12 protein-coding genes are annotated in these 16,163 nt (G+C 71.9%); 5 read left to right on the top strand and 7 right to left on the bottom strand.

The genetic code is table 11. From position 1 onward, the window contains the following. Nucleotides 1–113: 113 nt before the first annotated feature. From ABZW17_RS31865 to ABZW17_RS31890, 6 genes are all read right to left on the bottom strand, one after another. Nucleotides 114–1,157 carry a chitinase gene (locus ABZW17_RS31865; protein ID WP_354822511.1) on the bottom strand — a complete coding sequence of 348 codons (1,044 nt, stop codon included), beginning with the start codon at nucleotides 1,155–1,157 and terminating at the stop codon, nucleotides 114–116. A 138-nt stretch (nucleotides 1,158–1,295) separates the two neighbouring features. Further along, a complete protein-coding gene (locus ABZW17_RS31870; RefSeq protein WP_354822513.1) occupies nucleotides 1,296–2,900 on the bottom strand; it encodes a M28 family metallopeptidase in 1,605 nt (534 codons plus the stop codon). An 85-nt stretch (nucleotides 2,901–2,985) separates the two neighbouring features. Beyond that, nucleotides 2,986–5,250: a M4 family metallopeptidase gene (locus ABZW17_RS31875; RefSeq protein WP_354822515.1), complete on the bottom strand. Its 2,265-nt coding sequence runs from the start codon at nucleotides 5,248–5,250 to the stop codon at nucleotides 2,986–2,988. A gap of 312 nt (nucleotides 5,251–5,562) precedes the next feature. Next, the gene (locus tag ABZW17_RS31880; RefSeq protein ID WP_354822517.1) at nucleotides 5,563–6,828 is read right to left on the bottom strand and encodes a helix-turn-helix transcriptional regulator; all 1,266 of its coding nucleotides are present in this window, start codon (nucleotides 6,826–6,828) and stop codon (nucleotides 5,563–5,565) included. Nucleotides 6,829–6,897: 69 nt separating this feature from the next. Beyond that, nucleotides 6,898–8,928 carry a M4 family metallopeptidase gene (locus ABZW17_RS31885; protein ID WP_354822519.1) on the bottom strand — a complete coding sequence of 677 codons (2,031 nt, stop codon included), beginning with the start codon at nucleotides 8,926–8,928 and terminating at the stop codon, nucleotides 6,898–6,900. Nucleotides 8,929–9,180: 252 nt separating this feature from the next. Further along, a complete protein-coding gene (locus ABZW17_RS31890; protein ID WP_354822521.1) occupies nucleotides 9,181–10,464 on the bottom strand; it encodes a helix-turn-helix domain-containing protein in 1,284 nt (427 codons plus the stop codon). A 120-nt stretch (nucleotides 10,465–10,584) separates the two neighbouring features. Between ABZW17_RS31890 and ABZW17_RS31895 the strand changes: the two genes are divergently transcribed. The 5 genes from ABZW17_RS31895 to ABZW17_RS31915 all read left to right on the top strand — a co-directional run bounded on the left by ABZW17_RS31895 (nucleotide 10,585) and on the right by ABZW17_RS31915 (nucleotide 15,470). Continuing rightward, nucleotides 10,585–12,417, top strand: a complete 1,833-nt coding sequence (locus ABZW17_RS31895; protein ID WP_354822523.1) for a glycoside hydrolase family 9 protein — start codon at nucleotides 10,585–10,587, stop codon at nucleotides 12,415–12,417. Nucleotides 12,418–12,426: 9 nt separating this feature from the next. Then, nucleotides 12,427–13,212 (top strand): TIGR00730 family Rossman fold protein, encoded by a 786-nt coding sequence (locus ABZW17_RS31900; RefSeq protein WP_354822525.1) that lies wholly within the window; start codon nucleotides 12,427–12,429, stop codon nucleotides 13,210–13,212. Then, nucleotides 13,212–13,796 (top strand): TIGR00730 family Rossman fold protein, encoded by a 585-nt coding sequence (locus tag ABZW17_RS31905; RefSeq protein ID WP_354822527.1) that lies wholly within the window; start codon nucleotides 13,212–13,214, stop codon nucleotides 13,794–13,796. Before ABZW17_RS31900 ends, ABZW17_RS31905 begins: the two co-directional genes overlap by 1 nt. Nucleotides 13,797–14,023: 227 nt before the next feature. Further along, nucleotides 14,024–14,248, top strand: a complete 225-nt coding sequence (locus tag ABZW17_RS31910; RefSeq protein ID WP_354822529.1) for a hypothetical protein — start codon at nucleotides 14,024–14,026, stop codon at nucleotides 14,246–14,248. A 136-nt stretch (nucleotides 14,249–14,384) separates the two neighbouring features. Next, the gene (locus tag ABZW17_RS31915; RefSeq protein ID WP_354822531.1) at nucleotides 14,385–15,470 is read left to right on the top strand and encodes a response regulator; all 1,086 of its coding nucleotides are present in this window, start codon (nucleotides 14,385–14,387) and stop codon (nucleotides 15,468–15,470) included. Here the strand turns inward: ABZW17_RS31915 and ABZW17_RS31920 are convergent. Further along, a complete protein-coding gene (locus ABZW17_RS31920) occupies nucleotides 15,467–16,141 on the bottom strand; it encodes a lysophospholipid acyltransferase family protein (RefSeq protein WP_354822533.1) in 675 nt (224 codons plus the stop codon). The two genes, ABZW17_RS31915 and ABZW17_RS31920, sit on opposite strands and share 4 nt — an antisense overlap. Nucleotides 16,142–16,163 lie beyond the last annotated feature (22 nt).

A 16,163-nucleotide genomic window follows, 5' to 3' on the forward strand; every position in this document is an offset into this window, starting at 1 on the left:
CGCGGGCGGCGCCTGGGGGGGGGGCCCCCTCGGGCCCCGCGCCGCCCCCGCGCCCCCCGGGGTTTCGTTTTTTATAAATTTTTAAAAACCCTTCTAACCCACCCACGACCGGGTCAGCGGCCCTGGAGGGACTTGACGTTGTTGCCGAACGTCCAGCCCTTCGAGCCGTCCCAGTTGATCGACCAGTCCATCAGGCCCTTGAGGCCCGGGACCGACCGCCACGCCTGGGAAACCAGGCTCGGCGACATGTACCCGCCGCCCGCGCCCGGCTGGGCCGGCAGGCCGGGGACCTGCTTGTCGTAGGGCACGCGGATCGTGGTGCCCTGCACGACCAGGCCGTTGTTCAGGCACTGCGTCTGCACGGTGAAGCCCTGCACGGTCCCGGCCTGGTAGGAATCGCCGGAGCAGCCGTACATCGAGCCGTTGTAGTACTGCATGTTCAGCCACCACAGCCGGCCGTTGTCCGCGTACTTCTTGATGATCGGCAGGTACGCGCCCCAGATCGAGCCGTAGGTGATGCTGCCGCCGGTCACGTACGCGGTCTCGGGCGCCATCGTGAGCCCGAAGTTCGACGGCATCTGCCCGAGCACGCCGTCGATGATCCGGATCAGGTTCGACTGCGACGCCGAGAGCGTCTTGATGTTCCCGCTGTTCGTCAGCCCGGTCTCGATGTCGATGTCGATCCCGTCGAAGTTGTACTGCTTGAGGATCGGCACGACGGTGGCGACGAACCGGTCGGCGACCGCGGACGACGACAGGTCGATCCCGGCGGCCGCGCCGCCGATGGACAGCAGGATCGTCGCGCCCGCGGCCTTCGCCGCGCACATCTCGGCGGGCGTGGACACCTTGACCCCGGCGTCCATCCCGTTCTCCCACAACACGGTGCCGTCGGAGCGGATCACCGGGAAGGCGGCGTTGACGACGTTGTAGCCGTGCTGCGCCATCCGGCTGTCGGTGATCGGGATCCAGCCCAGCCCCGGGTGGACGCCGTTGGCGGCGCCGTCCCAGTTTTCCCAGTAGCCCTGGAGGACCTTGCCCGCGGGCCGGGACTTCACCGCGCACGTGTCGGCCTGCACCGCCCCCTGCGCGGGGGCCGGGACGAACAGCGGGAGGGCCAGCACCGTGGCCAGCAGGGTTGTCAGCAAGCGACCGGACATACCGGCTCCCATCGTCGTTGAGGGGCGAACGCGGCGTGTCCGCCCAACATAAGCGCCGCGGGGAACCGGTGACTACCTACGAACGGGTGGTCTAGACAACTCGGGGGCGTCCCGCGCGGGACGCCCCCGAGCGGTGCGTCAGACGGTCAGCGTCCAGGAGGACAGGTAACCGGTGTCGGCGGGGCCGGTGTCCCGGATCCGCAGCTGCCACGCGCCGTTCGCGGCCTCCGAGGAGGCGTTCACGGTGTAGGTGGTGTCCAGGTTCGGCGTCGAGTCGCTGCTGGAGTTCTTCACGCGGTACGCCGTGCCGTCCGGCGCGACGAGGTCGATGACCAGGTCACCGCGGTAGGTGTGGGTGATGTGCACCTCGACCTTCGTGCTGCCGGAGGCGTTGCGCGCGCAGCCCGCCACGTTCGCGGGGCTGTTCACCGCGGCACCCGGGTAGTCCGGGATGTCGAGGCGCGTCGAGTTGGTCACCGGCGCGCACGACGACGACCCGACACCCAGCGAGAACGACGCCGTGTGGTCGACGCTCGCGCCGTCCGCGGTCACCGTGATCGGGAAGGTGCCGGTCGGGGTGCTCGAAGACGTCGTGATGGTCAGGGTCGAGCTGCCGCCGGACTGCACGGTGGCCGGGCTGAAGGACGCCGTCGCGCCCGCGGGCAGGCCGGCCGCCGACAGCGAGATCGACTGCGCGCTGCCGGACGTCGTCGCGGTGCTCACGGCCACCTGCAGCGACTGTCCCGGTTGGACGGTGCCGGCCGTCGGGTTCAGCGAGACGGAGAAGTCGTTGCCCTGCGTCGGGGCGACGGCCAGCTTCCACAGCGCGTAGCCGATGGCGTCGGAGTTCTTCTCCAGCGGCGCGTCCGGGATGTTCGCCGTCGTGTCGCAGGCGCGGTGGTAGCAGTTGTCGAACGGCGAACCCGCGGTGCCGCCCCACTTCTGCGCCTGCGCCGAGCTCTTGATGTCGCCGGCGCCGGTGGCCAGGCCGCCGACCGGGATGCCCGCGCTCTTGAAGGACGCGTGGTCGGACCGGCCGTCGCCTTCGCTGTCGCCCTCGGTCTGGATGCCGATGGAGGCGAAGTACTCGTCGAAGATCGCCTTGACCGAAGCGACGTCGTCGTAGACGAAGTAGCCCCAGTTCTTCGAGCCGATCATGTCGAAGTTGAGGTAGGTCTTGATCTTCGTGCGCTCGCTGCTCGGCAGGTTGTTGACGTAGTACTTGGAACCGACCAGGCCGGACTCCTCGTCGGCCCACCAGCCGAACCGGACGCGCTTGGCCATTGCGGGGTTGGTGCGGGCGAGCGTCAGCGCGACTTCGAGGATCGACGCGCTGCCGGAGCCGTTGTCGTTGATACCGGGGCCGGCGCTGACCGAGTCGAGGTGCGCGCCGAGCATGATGACCTGACTGGCGTCGCCCTGCGGCCACTCCGCGATCAGGTTCTGCGACTGCCCGAGGCAGCTGGTGCAGGTCTGCCGGGTGGTCGTGTAGCCGGCGTTCTTGAGCAGGTTCTCCACATAGGACACCGACGCCGCGTACCCGCCGCCGCGCGCCGAGCGCGTGCCGCCGTTGTTGTTGGCGATGGTCTGCAGCTGGTTGAGGTGGCCCTTGATGTTGGCCAGCGAGATGTCCGGCGCGGCGAGCGCCGCGGCGGGCGCGGCGGTGGCCGCGGGCGCGCTGACGACGCCCAGCACGGCGGCGAGGGCGGTGACCCCGGCGCCGAGTCGTGTCTTCCACTTCATGGCGGTGAATTCCTTCGGTGGGGGTTGGGGACAACGACCGTGAAGGCCGCACCTGGCTGGTGCGGCCTTCACGGGGTGGGGAGTGCTACACGGTCAACGTCCAGGAGGACAGGTAACCGGTGTCGGCGGGGCCGACGTCTCGGATGCGGAGCTGCCACGCGCCGTTCGCGGCCTCGGACGAGGCGTTCACGGTGTAGGTGGTGTCGATGTTCGGGGTCGAGTCGCTGCTGGAGTTCTTCAGCCGGTAGGCGGTGCCGTCCGGTGCGACCAGGTCGATGACCAGGTCACCGCGGTAGGTGTGGGTGATGTGCACCTCGACCTTCGTGGTGCCGGACGCGTTGCGCGCGCAGCCGCTGACGGTGCTGGTGCTGCTGACCGCGCTCGCCGGGTAGTCCGGGATGTTCAGGCGGGTCGAGTTGGCCACCGGCGCGCACGACCCGGTGGTGCCGACGGACAGCGTGTACGTCGCGGTGTGGTCGGTGCTGGCCCCGTCGGCGGTGATGGTGACCGGGAAGCTGCCGGTCGGGGTGGACGACGACGTCGCGATGGTCAGCGTCGAGCTGCCGCCGGAGGAGATCGTGGCCGGGCTGAACGACGCGGTCGCGCCGGCGGGCAGGCCCGAGGCGGACAGCGTGATCGACTGGGCCGCGCCGGAGGTGATCGCGGTGCTGATCGTGGTGGTCGCCGAGGCGCCCGGCTGCACGGAACCCGAAGCCGGGTTCAGCGCGACCGAGAAGTCCGCTCCGCCGCCGCTGCACGAGGTCGGCTCACCGGTGGCGGCGGTGACCGAGACGGCGTCCCACGCGGCCTTGGTGGTGTTGTACTCGGTGCAGCTGCCGGGGAAGAGCGCGATCGCGGCTTCGAGGGTCGCCTTGCGGGCGGCCTTGTGGTTCCACGACGAGGTCTTCTTCAGCAGGCCGTTGTAGAAGATCTTGCCGGCCTTCTGGATGCCGAGGCCGGTGACCGACGAGCTGTTGCAGGTCGGGCTGGCCGGCTTGCCGCCACCCGGGTTCGAGCCCTCGGCCAGCAGGTAGAACCAGTGGTTCTGCGGGCCGGCGGCCGCGTGCACCTCGGTGCTCGGGATCGACGACGAGTAGCAGTTCGGGTCGCCGACCTTCGACGGCTGGTACATGTAGCGGATCGGGCCCTGGCCGACCAGGTTGACGCCCTCGCCGACCTCGTAGTCCGGGGTGTCCTTCGGGTTGTTGGCGTACGCCTCGGTCAGGGCACCGAAGATGTCACCGGTCGACTCGTTCATGCCGCCGTTCTCGTTGCCGGAACCGGCACCGCCCGGGGTGAACTGGAAGACGCCGTGCCCGAACTCGTGGCCGACGACGTCCATCGAGGTGGCCTGGCGCTGGTTGTCCTGCGAGTGGCCGAAGTGCGTCGACGAGCCGTTCCAGTAGGCGTTGACGTCGGCCAGGCCGACGGACGCCGGGTAGCCGGTGCCGCTGCCGTTGATGCCGTTGCGGCCGAGCCAGTCGGCGAGCATCTTCCACTCGGTCTGCACGCTGTACAGGACGTCGACGCAGCCCGTTTCGAGATCCGTGCCGGTGCCGTTGCCCCAGTTGTTGTCCGGTCCACTGTAGACGGATCCGCCTTCGCGGCCGCAGCTGATGCCGGTGCGGCCCGGGTCGCGCATCGTGTACGTGCTGCCGGACTGCGTCGTGTCGATGGAGACGTTCCCGACGTAGTAGCTGTTGCCCGTGCCGGCGACGTTCACCGTGGCGGGCCGGGCCTGCGTGCGGGCGCCGGAGGCGAACGTCTTCACGTCGTCGCGCTTGTCGAGCACCGCGCCGGTCGCCGCGTCGACGAACACGTGCAGGTTGCTCGGCGCCGTGGCGGTGCGCCCGGCGACGACGACCTCGTAGGCCAGCTTCGGGCTCGCCCCGGCCAGCACCACCTTCTCCGGCGTGCTCACACTGTCCACAGTGGCCAGTTGAGCCCGCGCGGTGGCGGCGGCCTTCGCCGCGTCGACCAGCGCCTGCGTCCCGACGGTGATCGGGGCGGTGGCCGCGGCCTCGGTGCCGCGGACGCGCCCGGCGCCGTCGGCGACGACCACCGCGTCGCCGCCCACGACCCGCAGGCCCTGGTAGGTCCGCTGGTAGGCGCCGTAGAAGAGGCCACCGCCGCCGGCGGTCAGGCCGACGCGCTGGAACGATTCGGCCGGTCCGCGACGCAGGGCGTCGAGACCGCTGGCGGCCGCCTGGTCGGCGGCGCGCGCGGCGGCCGCTTCGGGGGCGGCGGGCTGGGCTTGGGGTGCTGCGCTCGCCGGGGTCACCGGTAACGCGAGCGTCATGGCGAGCCCGGCGGCAGCCGCCAAGCCCGTGCTGAACCCACGATGGGTCATCGAGGTCGTCCTTCCATGAAGGCAGAATCGAGGTCCGGTAAGGGAAACGGGAGACGTGTCCGGCGGGCTAACAGCAGGTATGCGTCCGGACGCATCCGAGTAAAGGATCAGCACATCCGGGCGTCAATGCGCCGAACGGACCAACGGTGCGTTCCGGATTATCGAATCAATTCGTACAAACCCCGTCGCAGCAGGGCATTCACCCCGCGTTCCGTCCCGGAACGACTTTCGTAGGGATTGTCCGGGACACCATCCGAACGCCGGACGATCTCGATCACCGGGATTCGTTAGTACCGCGAAGAAAACGGTTGCTCAGTCCGCTTCCGCGCCGAGCGCGATCAGCCCGTTCCGCAGCACGTCCGCCGCCTCCGTCTGCTTGCCCGTCTCGCCGAGCAGCTCGCTCAACGGCCGCAGCGCGCGCACCAGCACCCCGCGCGCGCCCAGCCCGGTGGCGAGCTCGACGGCCGCCCGCAGGTCATCGGCTGCGCGCCGGGCGTCGCCCCGCGCCCTGGCCAGCGACCCCAGCTGCAGCCGCAGTTCGGCGGCCAGGGGCGTGCCCGAGACGACCGACGGGCGGACCTGGTCGAGCAACGCGGCCGCGGTCTCCAGCCGGCCCGCCGCCAGGTACTCCCCGGCGAGCTCGACGGTGATCGCCGGGACGTCGTCCGGCCACGCCGTCTCCCGCGCCGCGCCGAGGTCGGCCAGCGCGCCCTCGACGTCACCCGAGCGGCCGCGGACCCGGGCCCTGGCCAGCAGGCAGTACGCCATCGCCGGGTGCAGCGCCCGCTCCTGCATCAGGTCGTAGGCCGCGGCGACCGAAGCGGCCGCGTCGGCGAACCGGTCGGCCGCCAGGTGGCTGCGGCACACCTCGACGTGGCTGCGGGTCAGTTCCGCGAGCACCGCCGGGCCACCCCGGGTGAGCCGCAACGCCGAGCCGGCGTACTCCGCCGCCCGCTCCAGGTCGCCCTGGCGCAGGTGCCGTTCGGCCAGGCAGGCTCGCAGCGTCAGCAGGATGGACGGCTGCGGGTAGCCGTCGCGCAGCAGCTCGGCGTGGCAGGTTTCCAGCAGGTGCACCGAATACTGCACCTCGCCCCAGGCGGACAGCACCGCCGCGCGCAGCGGCACGACCATCGCCCGCACCGGCGGCGGCTCGTCCGAGAGGGCCGTTTCGGCGTCCGCGACGTACTTGGTGCGGACGTCGCCGGTCGAGTACCCGGCCAGCCACAGCAGCGCGATCCCGGCCTGGCGCGGCCGGTCCAGGCGCTCGGCGCGGCGCCGGATCCGCTGCATCCGCGGGGTCGCGCGGCGGGCGTCGCCGGCCAGGAACCGGTCCGCCGTCTCGATCAGCTCGAGGTCCAGCTCGATCAGCTCGCGCGGCGACCGGCCGCCGAGCAGCTCGCCCGGGTCGATGCCCAGCTGCTGGGCGAAGAACCGCAGCGCGTCGCCCGACGGCGTCCGGGCGCCGGTCTCGACCGACGAGACGTACGCCGCCGAGTACTGCGGCCCGGCGAGTTCGCGCTGCGTGAGCCCGCGTTCGGTGCGCAGCTCACGCAGGCGTTCGCCGACGCTCTCGCTCACCAAGGCCGCCTTTCCACCGGTTCAGGGTAGGCCGCGCGGTGGTGGGGCCCACCACCGCGCGGCCGGGGACTAGCAGGCGCCGCTGTCGCTCCAGACGGCCCAGGAGCCGGGCGCGCCGGGTTCGGCACCGGTCGAGTACCACAGCGACGTCCACTTGTGGCCGTTGTGGCCCACGACGTCGTTGGGCACGTACGCCTTGGCGGAATCCCACTCGGCGAGCCCGTCGCAGCCGGTCGGCGGCGGGCCGCCGGTGCCGACGGTGAGCGAGAACTGCGCGGTGTGGTCGGCGTCGGTGCCGTCACCGCTGACCGTCACCTGGCTGGTGCCTTGCGGCGTGGTCGCCGAGGTGGTGATGGTCAGCGTGGCGGTGCCGCCGGACTGGATGCTCGCCGGGCTGATCGTGGCCTTCGCGCCCTCGGGCAGGCCGCTCGCGACGAGCTGGACGGTCTGGGCGTTGCCCGAGGTGACCCGGGTGGTCACCGTGGTGGTCGCGGTCTGTCCGGGTTGGACGGACGCCGACGTCGGTGACAGCGTCAGCGAGTAGTCGTTGCCGGCGGGCGGCTGGCCGCTGCAGGTGGGCTCGCCGCTGACGGCCGTGACGCTCACCGCGTCCCACGCCGCCTTGGTGGCGGTGAACTCCGTGCAGCTGCCGGGGAAGAGCGCGATCGCGGCTTCGAGGGTGGCCTTGCGGGCCGCCTTGTGGTTCCACGCCGACGTCTTCTTCAGCAGGCCGTTGTAGAAGATCTTGCCGGCCTTCTGGATGCCGATGCCGGTGACGGTCGAGCCGTTGCACGTCGGGCTGGCCGGCGAGGCGTTGCTGCCCTGGGAGAGCAGGTAGAACCAGTGGTTCTGCGGGCCCGCGGCGGCGTGCACCTCGGTGCTGGGGATCGACGACGAGTAGCAGTTCGGGTCGCCGACCTGGCTCGGGTTGTACATGTAGCGGATCGGGCCGTTGCCGACCAGGTTGACGCCCTCGCCGACGGTGAAGTCCGGCCGGTCGACCGGGTTGTCGGCGTAGAACTCGGTGAGCGCGCCGAAGATGTCGCCGGTGGACTCGTTGAGGCCGCCGTTCTCGTTGCCCGAGCCCGCGCCGCCCGGCGTGGTCTGGAAGACCGCGTGGCCGAACTCGTGGCCGACGACGTCCATCGGCGTCGCCTGGCGGCGGTTGTCCTGGGAGTGGCCGAAGTGCGTCGAGGAGCCGTCCCAGTAGGCGTTGACGTCGTTGAGGCCGACGCTCGCGCGGAAGCCGCCGCCTGCCCCGTCGATGCCGTTGCGGCCGAGCCAGTCGCCGAGCATCTTCCACTCGGTCTGGACGCTGTAGAGCGCGTCGACGCAGGCGGTTTCGAGGTCGGTGCCGGAGCCGTTGCCCCAGGTGTTGGAGCTCTTGGTGAAGATCGAGCCGCCCTCGCGGCCGCAGGCGAGGCCGCGGTGGACGGGGTCGGTCATCGAGTAGGAGCTGCCGGAGCCGGACGTGTCGATCGAGACGGTGCCGGCGTAGTAGGAGTTGCCGGTGCCGGCCTCGCGGACGTCGTCACGGGTGTCGAGGACCTTGCCCGTGCCGCTGTCGACGAAGACGTGCAGGTGGGTGGGTTTGCCGTGGGTGCGGCCGCCGACGACGACCTCGTAGGCGAGCTTCGGGGCGGCCCCGGCCAGCACGACCAGCTTCGGCGCCTCGATCTTGTCTACTGTGGACACCTGGCTCTTCGCGGTCTTCACCGCCTGGTCGGCGTTGACGGTGGCCTGGGTGCCGACGCTGATCGGAGCGGTGGGCGCGGCTTCGGTACCGCGGACGCGCCCGGTGCCGTCGGCGACGACGACCGCGTCCCCGCCGACGACCGGCAGGCCGTGGTAGGTGCGCTGGTAGGAGGCGTAGTAGAGCCCGCCGCCACCCGGGGTGACCCCGGTGCGGACGAAGGTCTCCCCGGCGCCCTTGGCGAGCCGGTCGGCGCCGTCGAGGGCGGCCTGGTCGGCGGCTCGCGCGGCGAGCGCCTCGGGTGGGGTGGCGGCGGGAGGTGCGGGAGCGGCGGCGGCCGGGATCGCCGGCACCGCGAAGGTCAGGGCCAGGCCGGCGATCGCCGCCAGCCCTCGTGGGGATCTCATGGGGGAACCTTTCCGGGGACCGTGAGCAGTGTGCCCGGAGGAATAACTGGTGTTATTGCGCCGGACGCGTCCGAGTAAAGGGTTCCGCCCGCGGACGGGTCAATGGGCCGAACGGAGCAGTGCACCGCTGCTTTGATCACCTGCGCTCAGGTGAATCCGCAGGTCGGTGCGATCTGAGTGACTGGTCTGAACCAATTCACAGACTTTAGTAGGAAAGTTGCTTTGGTCCGGACCACCGAGCCCGCTGGTCCGTTACTCGGCGCCCGCGGCCGAGTCCAGGCCACGGCGGTAGGCCTCGATGGCCTCGTCGGAATGACCACGTTGTCGGAGGACGTCGCCGAGCCGCAGGGCCGTCGAAACCGCCGCCCCGTGCAGGGACGCTCCGGTCTGGATTTCCGCTGCCTCGCGCAGGAGCCGGGTGGCCGTCTCCAGGTCGCCGCGGGCCTGGGCGATGTGGCCGCGCAGGGCCGTCGCCTCGCCGAGGGCCTCGACGTCCCGGGCCAGCAGCGGCCAGACCTCCGAAACCAGCGCCGCCGCGTCCTCGGCCGCCCCCTGCCGCACGCGCACCTGGGCCAGTTCCAGGGTCGCCCCGGCGACCCCCTCGTCCGCGCCGATCGCCGCCAGCTGGTCGCGGGCCGCCGTCAGCTCCGCCCGGGCCTCGGCCAGCCGGCCGAGCCGGCGCAGGAAGTACCCGCGAGCCCAGCGGCAGCGGGCCGCGTCGCGGTCGAAGCCCACCGACGCGAACAGGCGGACCGCCTCGGTCAGGTCCTCGTCCGCCCGGTCCGCGCGGCCGATCGCCTGCCACACCTGCGACGCCTGCCGGTGGAACCGCGCGACGAAGTCCGGCCGCGTCGCCGCGCGGGCCAGCCGCCGCCCGTCGTCGGCCGCGCGGCGGGCGCGGTGCAGGCCGCCCATCTCCATCAGCGGGTGGATCAACGCCGTGAGCAGGCACAACTCGGCGTCCGGGTCGGCCGGCCGGGTGGTCAGCTCGGCCTCGACGCGGGCGATCGCCGCACCCGCGTCGCCGCTGAGGTAGCGGCAGCCGGACCAGCGGTGCACGATCATCGCCCGCAGCCACGGCGGCGCCGCGGCCGCCAGCTCCTCGGCGTGCTCCAGCGCCCGCTGGGCCGCCGAGACGTCGAAGAGCTGCCACTTCACCTCGGCCTGGCAGAACCGCGCGTAGCACTCGACGTCGTCGAGGTGGTAGCCCGCGGCCTGCTTCGCGACGTCGGCGAACCGCGCCTCCGCGTCGGCGACGCGGCCCTGCTCCAGATCGCGGTAGCCCTCGTCCAGTGCCGCGCGCAGCTCGTCGGCGACGCCCGGCGGCCGGCCGAACCGCAGCTCGTCCACGGTGAGGCCGAGCCGCTGCGCCAGGTAGGCCAGCATCTCCTCCGACGGCGGCCGGCTGCCGGTCTCCACCTTCGCCAGGAAGCCCCGGTCGTAGCCCGGCTCGGCCAGCTCGCGCTGGGTCCAGCCGCGGCCGGTGCGCAGCCGCCGGATCCGCGCGCCGAGCGGCTCGGCGGGTGCGCTGGTCATCTCCCCACGGTAGGTCATCGGCGCGGCCATCGCGGAAACGGACATATTGACGCCTCCGGGAGCGCCGGGATAGCGTTCTCCGCTAAATAGGAAACTTTCCTAACAAAGCGGAGGCCGATCATGCGCCTGCTTCCCCTCGCGACGGCGGCCGCGCTCGCCGTGCCCCTCGCGGCGACCCCGGCCGAGGCCGCCACCCCGGCGGAGGTGCGCGTCGACCAGGTCGGCTACGCGCTGGGCGAGGCGAAGCACGCGTACCTGCTCGGCGGCGCGCCCGGGAAGTTCGCCGTCGTCGACGAGCGCGGCCGCACCGTCCGTGAGGGGCGCACCGGCCCGAGCCTCGGCGCCTGGAACGCGCGCTACCCGGCGGTGTCCGACCTCGATCTGTCCACTCTGGACCGTCCGGGCACCTACCGGATCCGGGCCGCGGGGGCGACGTCGCCGCCGTTCCGGATCGACACCGCGCGCCGCCTGTTCCGCCCGCTCGTGCGGGCCACCACCGAGTTCTTCCAGGCGCAGCGCGACGGTCACGACGTCGTCCCCGGCCGGCTCGACCGCAGGCCGTCCCACCTCGCCGACCGGACGGCGACCGTGTACGCGGAGCCGAAGTTCGAAGGCGAGGGCGGCGACGAGATCGTCGAACCCCTGAAACCGCAGGGCGGCCCGGTCGACGTCGAAGGCGGCTGGGTCGACGCCGGCGACTTCGTGAAGTTCACGTCCAACACCGCGTATTCGCTCGCCGAGCTGGGTTTCGTGCTGCGCGACGACCCGGACCCGGTGCTGGCGAAGGAGGTCCGGTTCGGCCTCGACTGGCTCGACAAGGTCTGGGACGGCCGGACGAAGACCCTCTACGCCCAGGTCGGCATCGGCACCGGCAGCGAGGAGTTCGGCTTCCTCGGCGACCACGACGTCTGGCGCAACCCGCAGGACGACGACGCGCTCGACGTCAAGCCCGGCGACCCCGCCTACTTCGTCAAGCACCGCCCGGTGTTCCCCGCGGCCCCGGCGGGCGCGCCGCTGTCCCCGAACCTGGCCGGCCGGGTCGCGGCCGCGTTCGCGCTCGGCGCGCAGGTGCAGGCCCACCGCGACCCGCGGCTCGCCCGGCACTACCTCGCCGAGGCGGCGGCCGTCTTCGCGCAGGCCAAGACGACCGGCGTCGGCGAGCTCGTCACCGCGTTCCCGCACGCCTACTACCCGGAGTCCAGCTGGGAGGACGACCTCGAACTGGGCGCGACCCAGCTCGCCCTGGCCGCGCGGGCGCTCCACGACCCGCGCGCCGACGGCTGGGCCCGCGACGCGGCGAAGTGGGCGAAGGCGTACATCGGCAGCGGCGACACCAGCACGTTGAACCTCTACGACACGAGCGCGCTCGCCCACGCCGACCTCGCCGGTCTGCTGCGCACCGGCGTCCCGGGCGCGGCGCTCGGCGTCCGGGACCTGGCCGCCGACCTGCGCCGCCAGCTCGACTCCGGCGTCGAGGCGGCGAAGCGGAGTCCATTCGGGACGGCGGTGGACGTCACGGACTTCGACGCCGCCAGCAAGAGCTTCGGCTTCGCCGCGACCGCACGGCTCTACCAGCGCGTCACCGGCGACACCCGGTACGCCGCCTTCGGCGCGCGGCAACGGAACTTCACCCTCGGGGCCAACGCCTGGGGCGTGTCGCTCGTGGTCGGCGTCGGCACGACGTTCCCGCAGTGCCCGCACCACCAGGCCGCGAACCTCGCCGAACCTTCGAAAGTGCTGTACGGCGCGGTCGTGAACGGCCCGAACGGCGCGGGGAACTTCGCCGACCTGCCGTTCCCGGCGGGCGCCAAGGAATGCACCCGTCCGTATGAATCCTTCGACGGCCAGGGAAGCCGCTACGCCGACGACCTGAGTTCATGGCCCAGTAACGAGCCCGCCATCGACTTCACCTCCACCGCGCTTCTCGCATTCTCGCTGGCGGGCAGGCCGTAGCATGGCGTAGTGAGCGAACAGTCTGAATGGCCGGACGGCCAGTACCCCGAACGCCCGGTGGAGCGGCACAAGGGCCCGGTCGTGCTGCGCCGCGACCGCCGCGACCAGGGCAGCACCACCGACCAGCGGCTCCTGGACTCGCGCGGCCCGAGCGACTGGGTGCACACCGACCCGTGGCGCGTGCTGCGGATCCAGGCCGAGTTCGTCGAGGGTTTCGGCGCGCTCGCCGAGGTCCCGCGCGCGGTCACCGTGTTCGGCTCGGCGCGCACCAAGCGCGACAACCCGGAGTACGAGCTCGGCCGCAAGATCGGCGGCGCGCTGGCCAACGCCGGGTTCGCGGTGATGACCGGCGGCGGCCCGGGCGCGATGGAGGCGGTCAACCGCGGCGCGGCCGAGGCCGGCGGCTTCTCCGTGGGGCTCGGCATCGAGCTGCCGTTCGAGCAGGGCCTGAACCCGTGGGTCGACCTGGGCGTCAACTTCCGCTACTTCTTCGCCCGGAAGACGATGTTCATCAAGTATTCGCAGGCCTTCATCTGCCTGCCCGGCGGCTTCGGCACGCTCGACGAGCTGTTCGAGGCGCTGACCCTGGTGCAGACCAAGAAGGTCACGAAGTTCCCGGTGGTGCTGTTCGGCAGCGACTACTGGGGCGGCCTGTACGAGTGGATCAAGAACTCGGTCATGGCCGAGGGCAAGATCAGCCCGCACGACCTCGACCTGCTGCACGTCACCGACGACATCGACGACGCCGTCCGCGTGGTCCAGGAGTCCTACCAGGCGTGGGAGGACACGCACTGATGCGGCGCGTCTGTGTCTTCTGCGGCTCGTCGATGGGCTTCTCGCCGAGGTACGCCGAGCAGGCGGCGGCGCTGGGCAAGCTGCTGGCCCAGCGCGGCATCGGCCTGGTGTACGGCGGCGCGAGCGTCGGCACGATGGGCGTGGTCGCCGACGCCGCCCTGGCCGCGGGCGGCGAGGTGATCGGCGTGATCCCGGAGGCCCTGTCCTCGGTCGAGATCGCCCACGCGGGCCTGTCCGAGCTGCACGTGGTGGCGGACATGCACGAGCGCAAGGCCAAGATGGCGGCCCTGTCCGACGGCTTCCTCGCCCTGCCGGGCGGCGCGGGCACCCTGGAGGAGCTGTTCGAGGTCTGGACGTGGGCCCAGCTCGGCCTGCACGGCAAGCCGATCGGCCTGGTCGACGTCGACGGGTACTACGCGCCCCTGATGACGTTCGCCGACCACATGGTGACGGAGGGCTTCGTCAAGGACGACTACCGGCAGCTGCTGCTCACCGACCCCGACCCGGCCGCGTTGCTGGACCGGTTCGAGACGTACGAACCGCCGGCGCCACCGAAGTGGGCGAAGGACGCGCCGGGGATCTAGGTGCAGCGCCACGGACGTTGCCGACGGTCGTCCCGGTACGCCCGGCCCCGCCGCTCGTAATGTTGTTCGCCTGATCTTGTGCGCCCTGCTTCCGGCGCGGCACGGTGGCTTCACCACCCGGTCCCGAAGGAACTACCCGACGATCTCCTCCCGCAGCTTCCGTTGCCGCGGGGCTCGTCGCGACAGCCCGCGATGGTCGCGTCCGCTGTCGAGAGGAGGTCGCCGAAGTGGTCGTTCCCGCGGACCGGACGGCCCGGTCGAAGCCTCGCCGGGTCGCGAAGTGGTGCCGTCGCCGGGCCCGCCCGGCCTGGCGGGCGGTGCGCGTGGTCCTCGTGCTCGTGGAGGTCGTCGTGGCGCCGCTGAGAAATGACGAGGCCCTCGCCGGCACGGCGAGGGCGCTCATCGTGGTGGGTGACGCGATCGTCGACGCCGGCAAGCACGGGCGATCGTGACACCGGTCCGGCCGTCGCGAGGCGGCCGGACCTTCCCCACCAGGGAACAACACCGGCGGCCGTGGGCCAAGCGCCGATATCCTGGGAGTGACACGAAAGTGGTTTCGTTGCGGCGGATCGGGGAGGGGACGGCCCGATGACGACCTCGTGCACCGTCTGCGGCGAGCCACTGCCGGAGGCCACCGAGACCGGCCGCCCCCGCAAGTTCTGCTCGGACAGGTGCCGGTCGAAGGCCCACCGCGCCCGGGAACGCGAAGCTGAGCGTGACCGGGCCCGGCTGGCCCGCCGGTGCGAGATCGAGGTGGCCGGGAGCCGGTGCGCGCGGGGCGCGGTGTTCGTGCTGGCCGTGGACGGGCGCGAGCTGAAGGTCTGCCCGGCCTGCCGCGAGCTGGCGCTGTCGTTCCTGGTCGGCCAGGGCGCGGCCGCGACGGCGGTCGAGACACGGCGCATCGCCGCCCCGCACCGTGAACCGGCTCCGCGGCCCACCGAACGCGGGAAAGTACTGCTCGTCGAAGACGACGAATCGGTGGCCGAGGCCCTCGGCACCGTGCTGCGGGGCAGGGGTTACCAGGTCCGGACGGTGCGCGACGGCGTCAGCGGGCTGAGCGAAGCGCTGTCCCTGCGCCCCGACCTGGTGCTGCTCGACCTGGGACTGCCCGACGTCGACGGCCTGATGGTGCTGCGCAAGCTCCGGGCCGTCAGCGACGTCCCGGTGATCATCACGACCGCCCGCGGGGAGGACGACGACAAGATCCGCGGGCTCGACTGCGGCGCCGACGACTACCTCGTCAAGCCCTTCCACATCGAGGAGCTGTTCGCCCGCATGCGCAGCGTCCTGCGCCACCGCGCCCCGCGGCTGGACGCGGTGTACGACGACGGAGTTCTCCGGGTGGACTTCGTCCTGCGGCAGATCCAGGTCACCGGTACCGGCCTTCCGTTGGCGCCGCGGGAGTACCGGTTGCTGGAGTTCCTGGTCCGGGAGGCGGGCGTGCCCCAGCCCGCCGAGGCGATCGGGGCGCACGTGCGGGGCGCAGCCGGGCCGCTGCCGAAGGGGTCCCTGCCGGTCCTGGTGAACGCGCTGCGCTCGAAACTGCGCGGGCGCGGGCTCGGCAACGACGTGATCGTCACCGCCCACGGCATCGGCTACTACTACCGGCCGCCGGGCCGGTCGTCCACCGGCCTGACGATCGGCTACAGCCACGCGTCGAGGCTCGTGGACTAAGCCACGCCCTCGCTCGGCCGCTTGTGGTAGGTGTCCACGTACTCCTGCCCCGAGATCTCCAGGATCGCGTACATCACCTCGTCGGTCACCGACCGCCGGATCGCCGGGGCGTAGTCCTGGCCCTCGTACCGCGAAAAGTCCAGCGGCTTGCCGAACGTGATGCCGATCTTCGCCAGGCGGGGGATGCGGGCGCCGGCCGGCTGGAGCTTCTCGGTGCCGGTCAGCGCGACCGGGACCACCTTCGCCCCGGTCGCCAGGGCCAAGGCCGCGACGCCGGTGTGGCCGCGGTGCAGGCGGCCGTCGAGGGAGCGGGTGCCCTCCGGGTAGATCGCGAACACGCCGCCCGCGTCGAGCACCTTCCGCGCCGCCTCCAGGGCGGCCAGGCCGGCCTGGGCGTTGCCGCGTTCGACCGGGACGTACCCGAGGCCGCCGAGGAACCCGGCCAGTGCCTTGCCCTTCAGGCCCTTGCCGGCGAAGTACTCCGCCTTGCCGAGGAACTTGACCTGCCGCGGCGTCGCGAAGGTGATGACGCCGGTGTCGAGCGCCGCCCGGTGGTTGGCCGCCAGGAGCACCGGGCCCGTCGCGGGCACGTTCTCCACGCCGTGCACTTCGGGCCGGTACACCGCCCTGGCCAGCGGGCCCAGCACGAACCGGACAAGCAGCGCGATCAAGTGGTCCTCCTCCTCGGTGACG

Origin of the sequence: Amycolatopsis sp. NPDC004625 (assembly GCF_040609695.1) — a bacterium.
Lineage (GTDB): Bacteria > Actinomycetota > Actinomycetes > Mycobacteriales > Pseudonocardiaceae > Amycolatopsis.

Bases quoted from the DNA above. Each gene is read 5' to 3' on its own strand.
- ABZW17_RS31865 (WP_354822511.1), bottom strand. From the start codon at position 1,157: ATGTCCGGTCGCTTGCTGACAACCCTGCTGGCCACGGTGCTGGCCCTC.
- ABZW17_RS31870 (WP_354822513.1), bottom strand. From the start codon at position 2,900: ATGAAGTGGAAGACACGACTCGGCGCCGGGGTCACCGCCCTCGCCGCC.
- ABZW17_RS31875 (WP_354822515.1), bottom strand. From the start codon at position 5,250: ATGACCCATCGTGGGTTCAGCACGGGCTTGGCGGCTGCCGCCGGGCTC.
- ABZW17_RS31885 (WP_354822519.1), bottom strand. From the start codon at position 8,928: ATGAGATCCCCACGAGGGCTGGCGGCGATCGCCGGCCTGGCCCTGACC.
- ABZW17_RS31890 (WP_354822521.1), bottom strand. From the start codon at position 10,464: ATGACCAGCGCACCCGCCGAGCCGCTCGGCGCGCGGATCCGGCGGCTG.
- ABZW17_RS31895 (WP_354822523.1), top strand. From the start codon at position 10,585: ATGCGCCTGCTTCCCCTCGCGACGGCGGCCGCGCTCGCCGTGCCCCTC.
- ABZW17_RS31905 (WP_354822527.1), top strand. From the start codon at position 13,212: ATGCGGCGCGTCTGTGTCTTCTGCGGCTCGTCGATGGGCTTCTCGCCG.
- ABZW17_RS31915 (WP_354822531.1), top strand. From the start codon at position 14,385: ATGACGACCTCGTGCACCGTCTGCGGCGAGCCACTGCCGGAGGCCACC.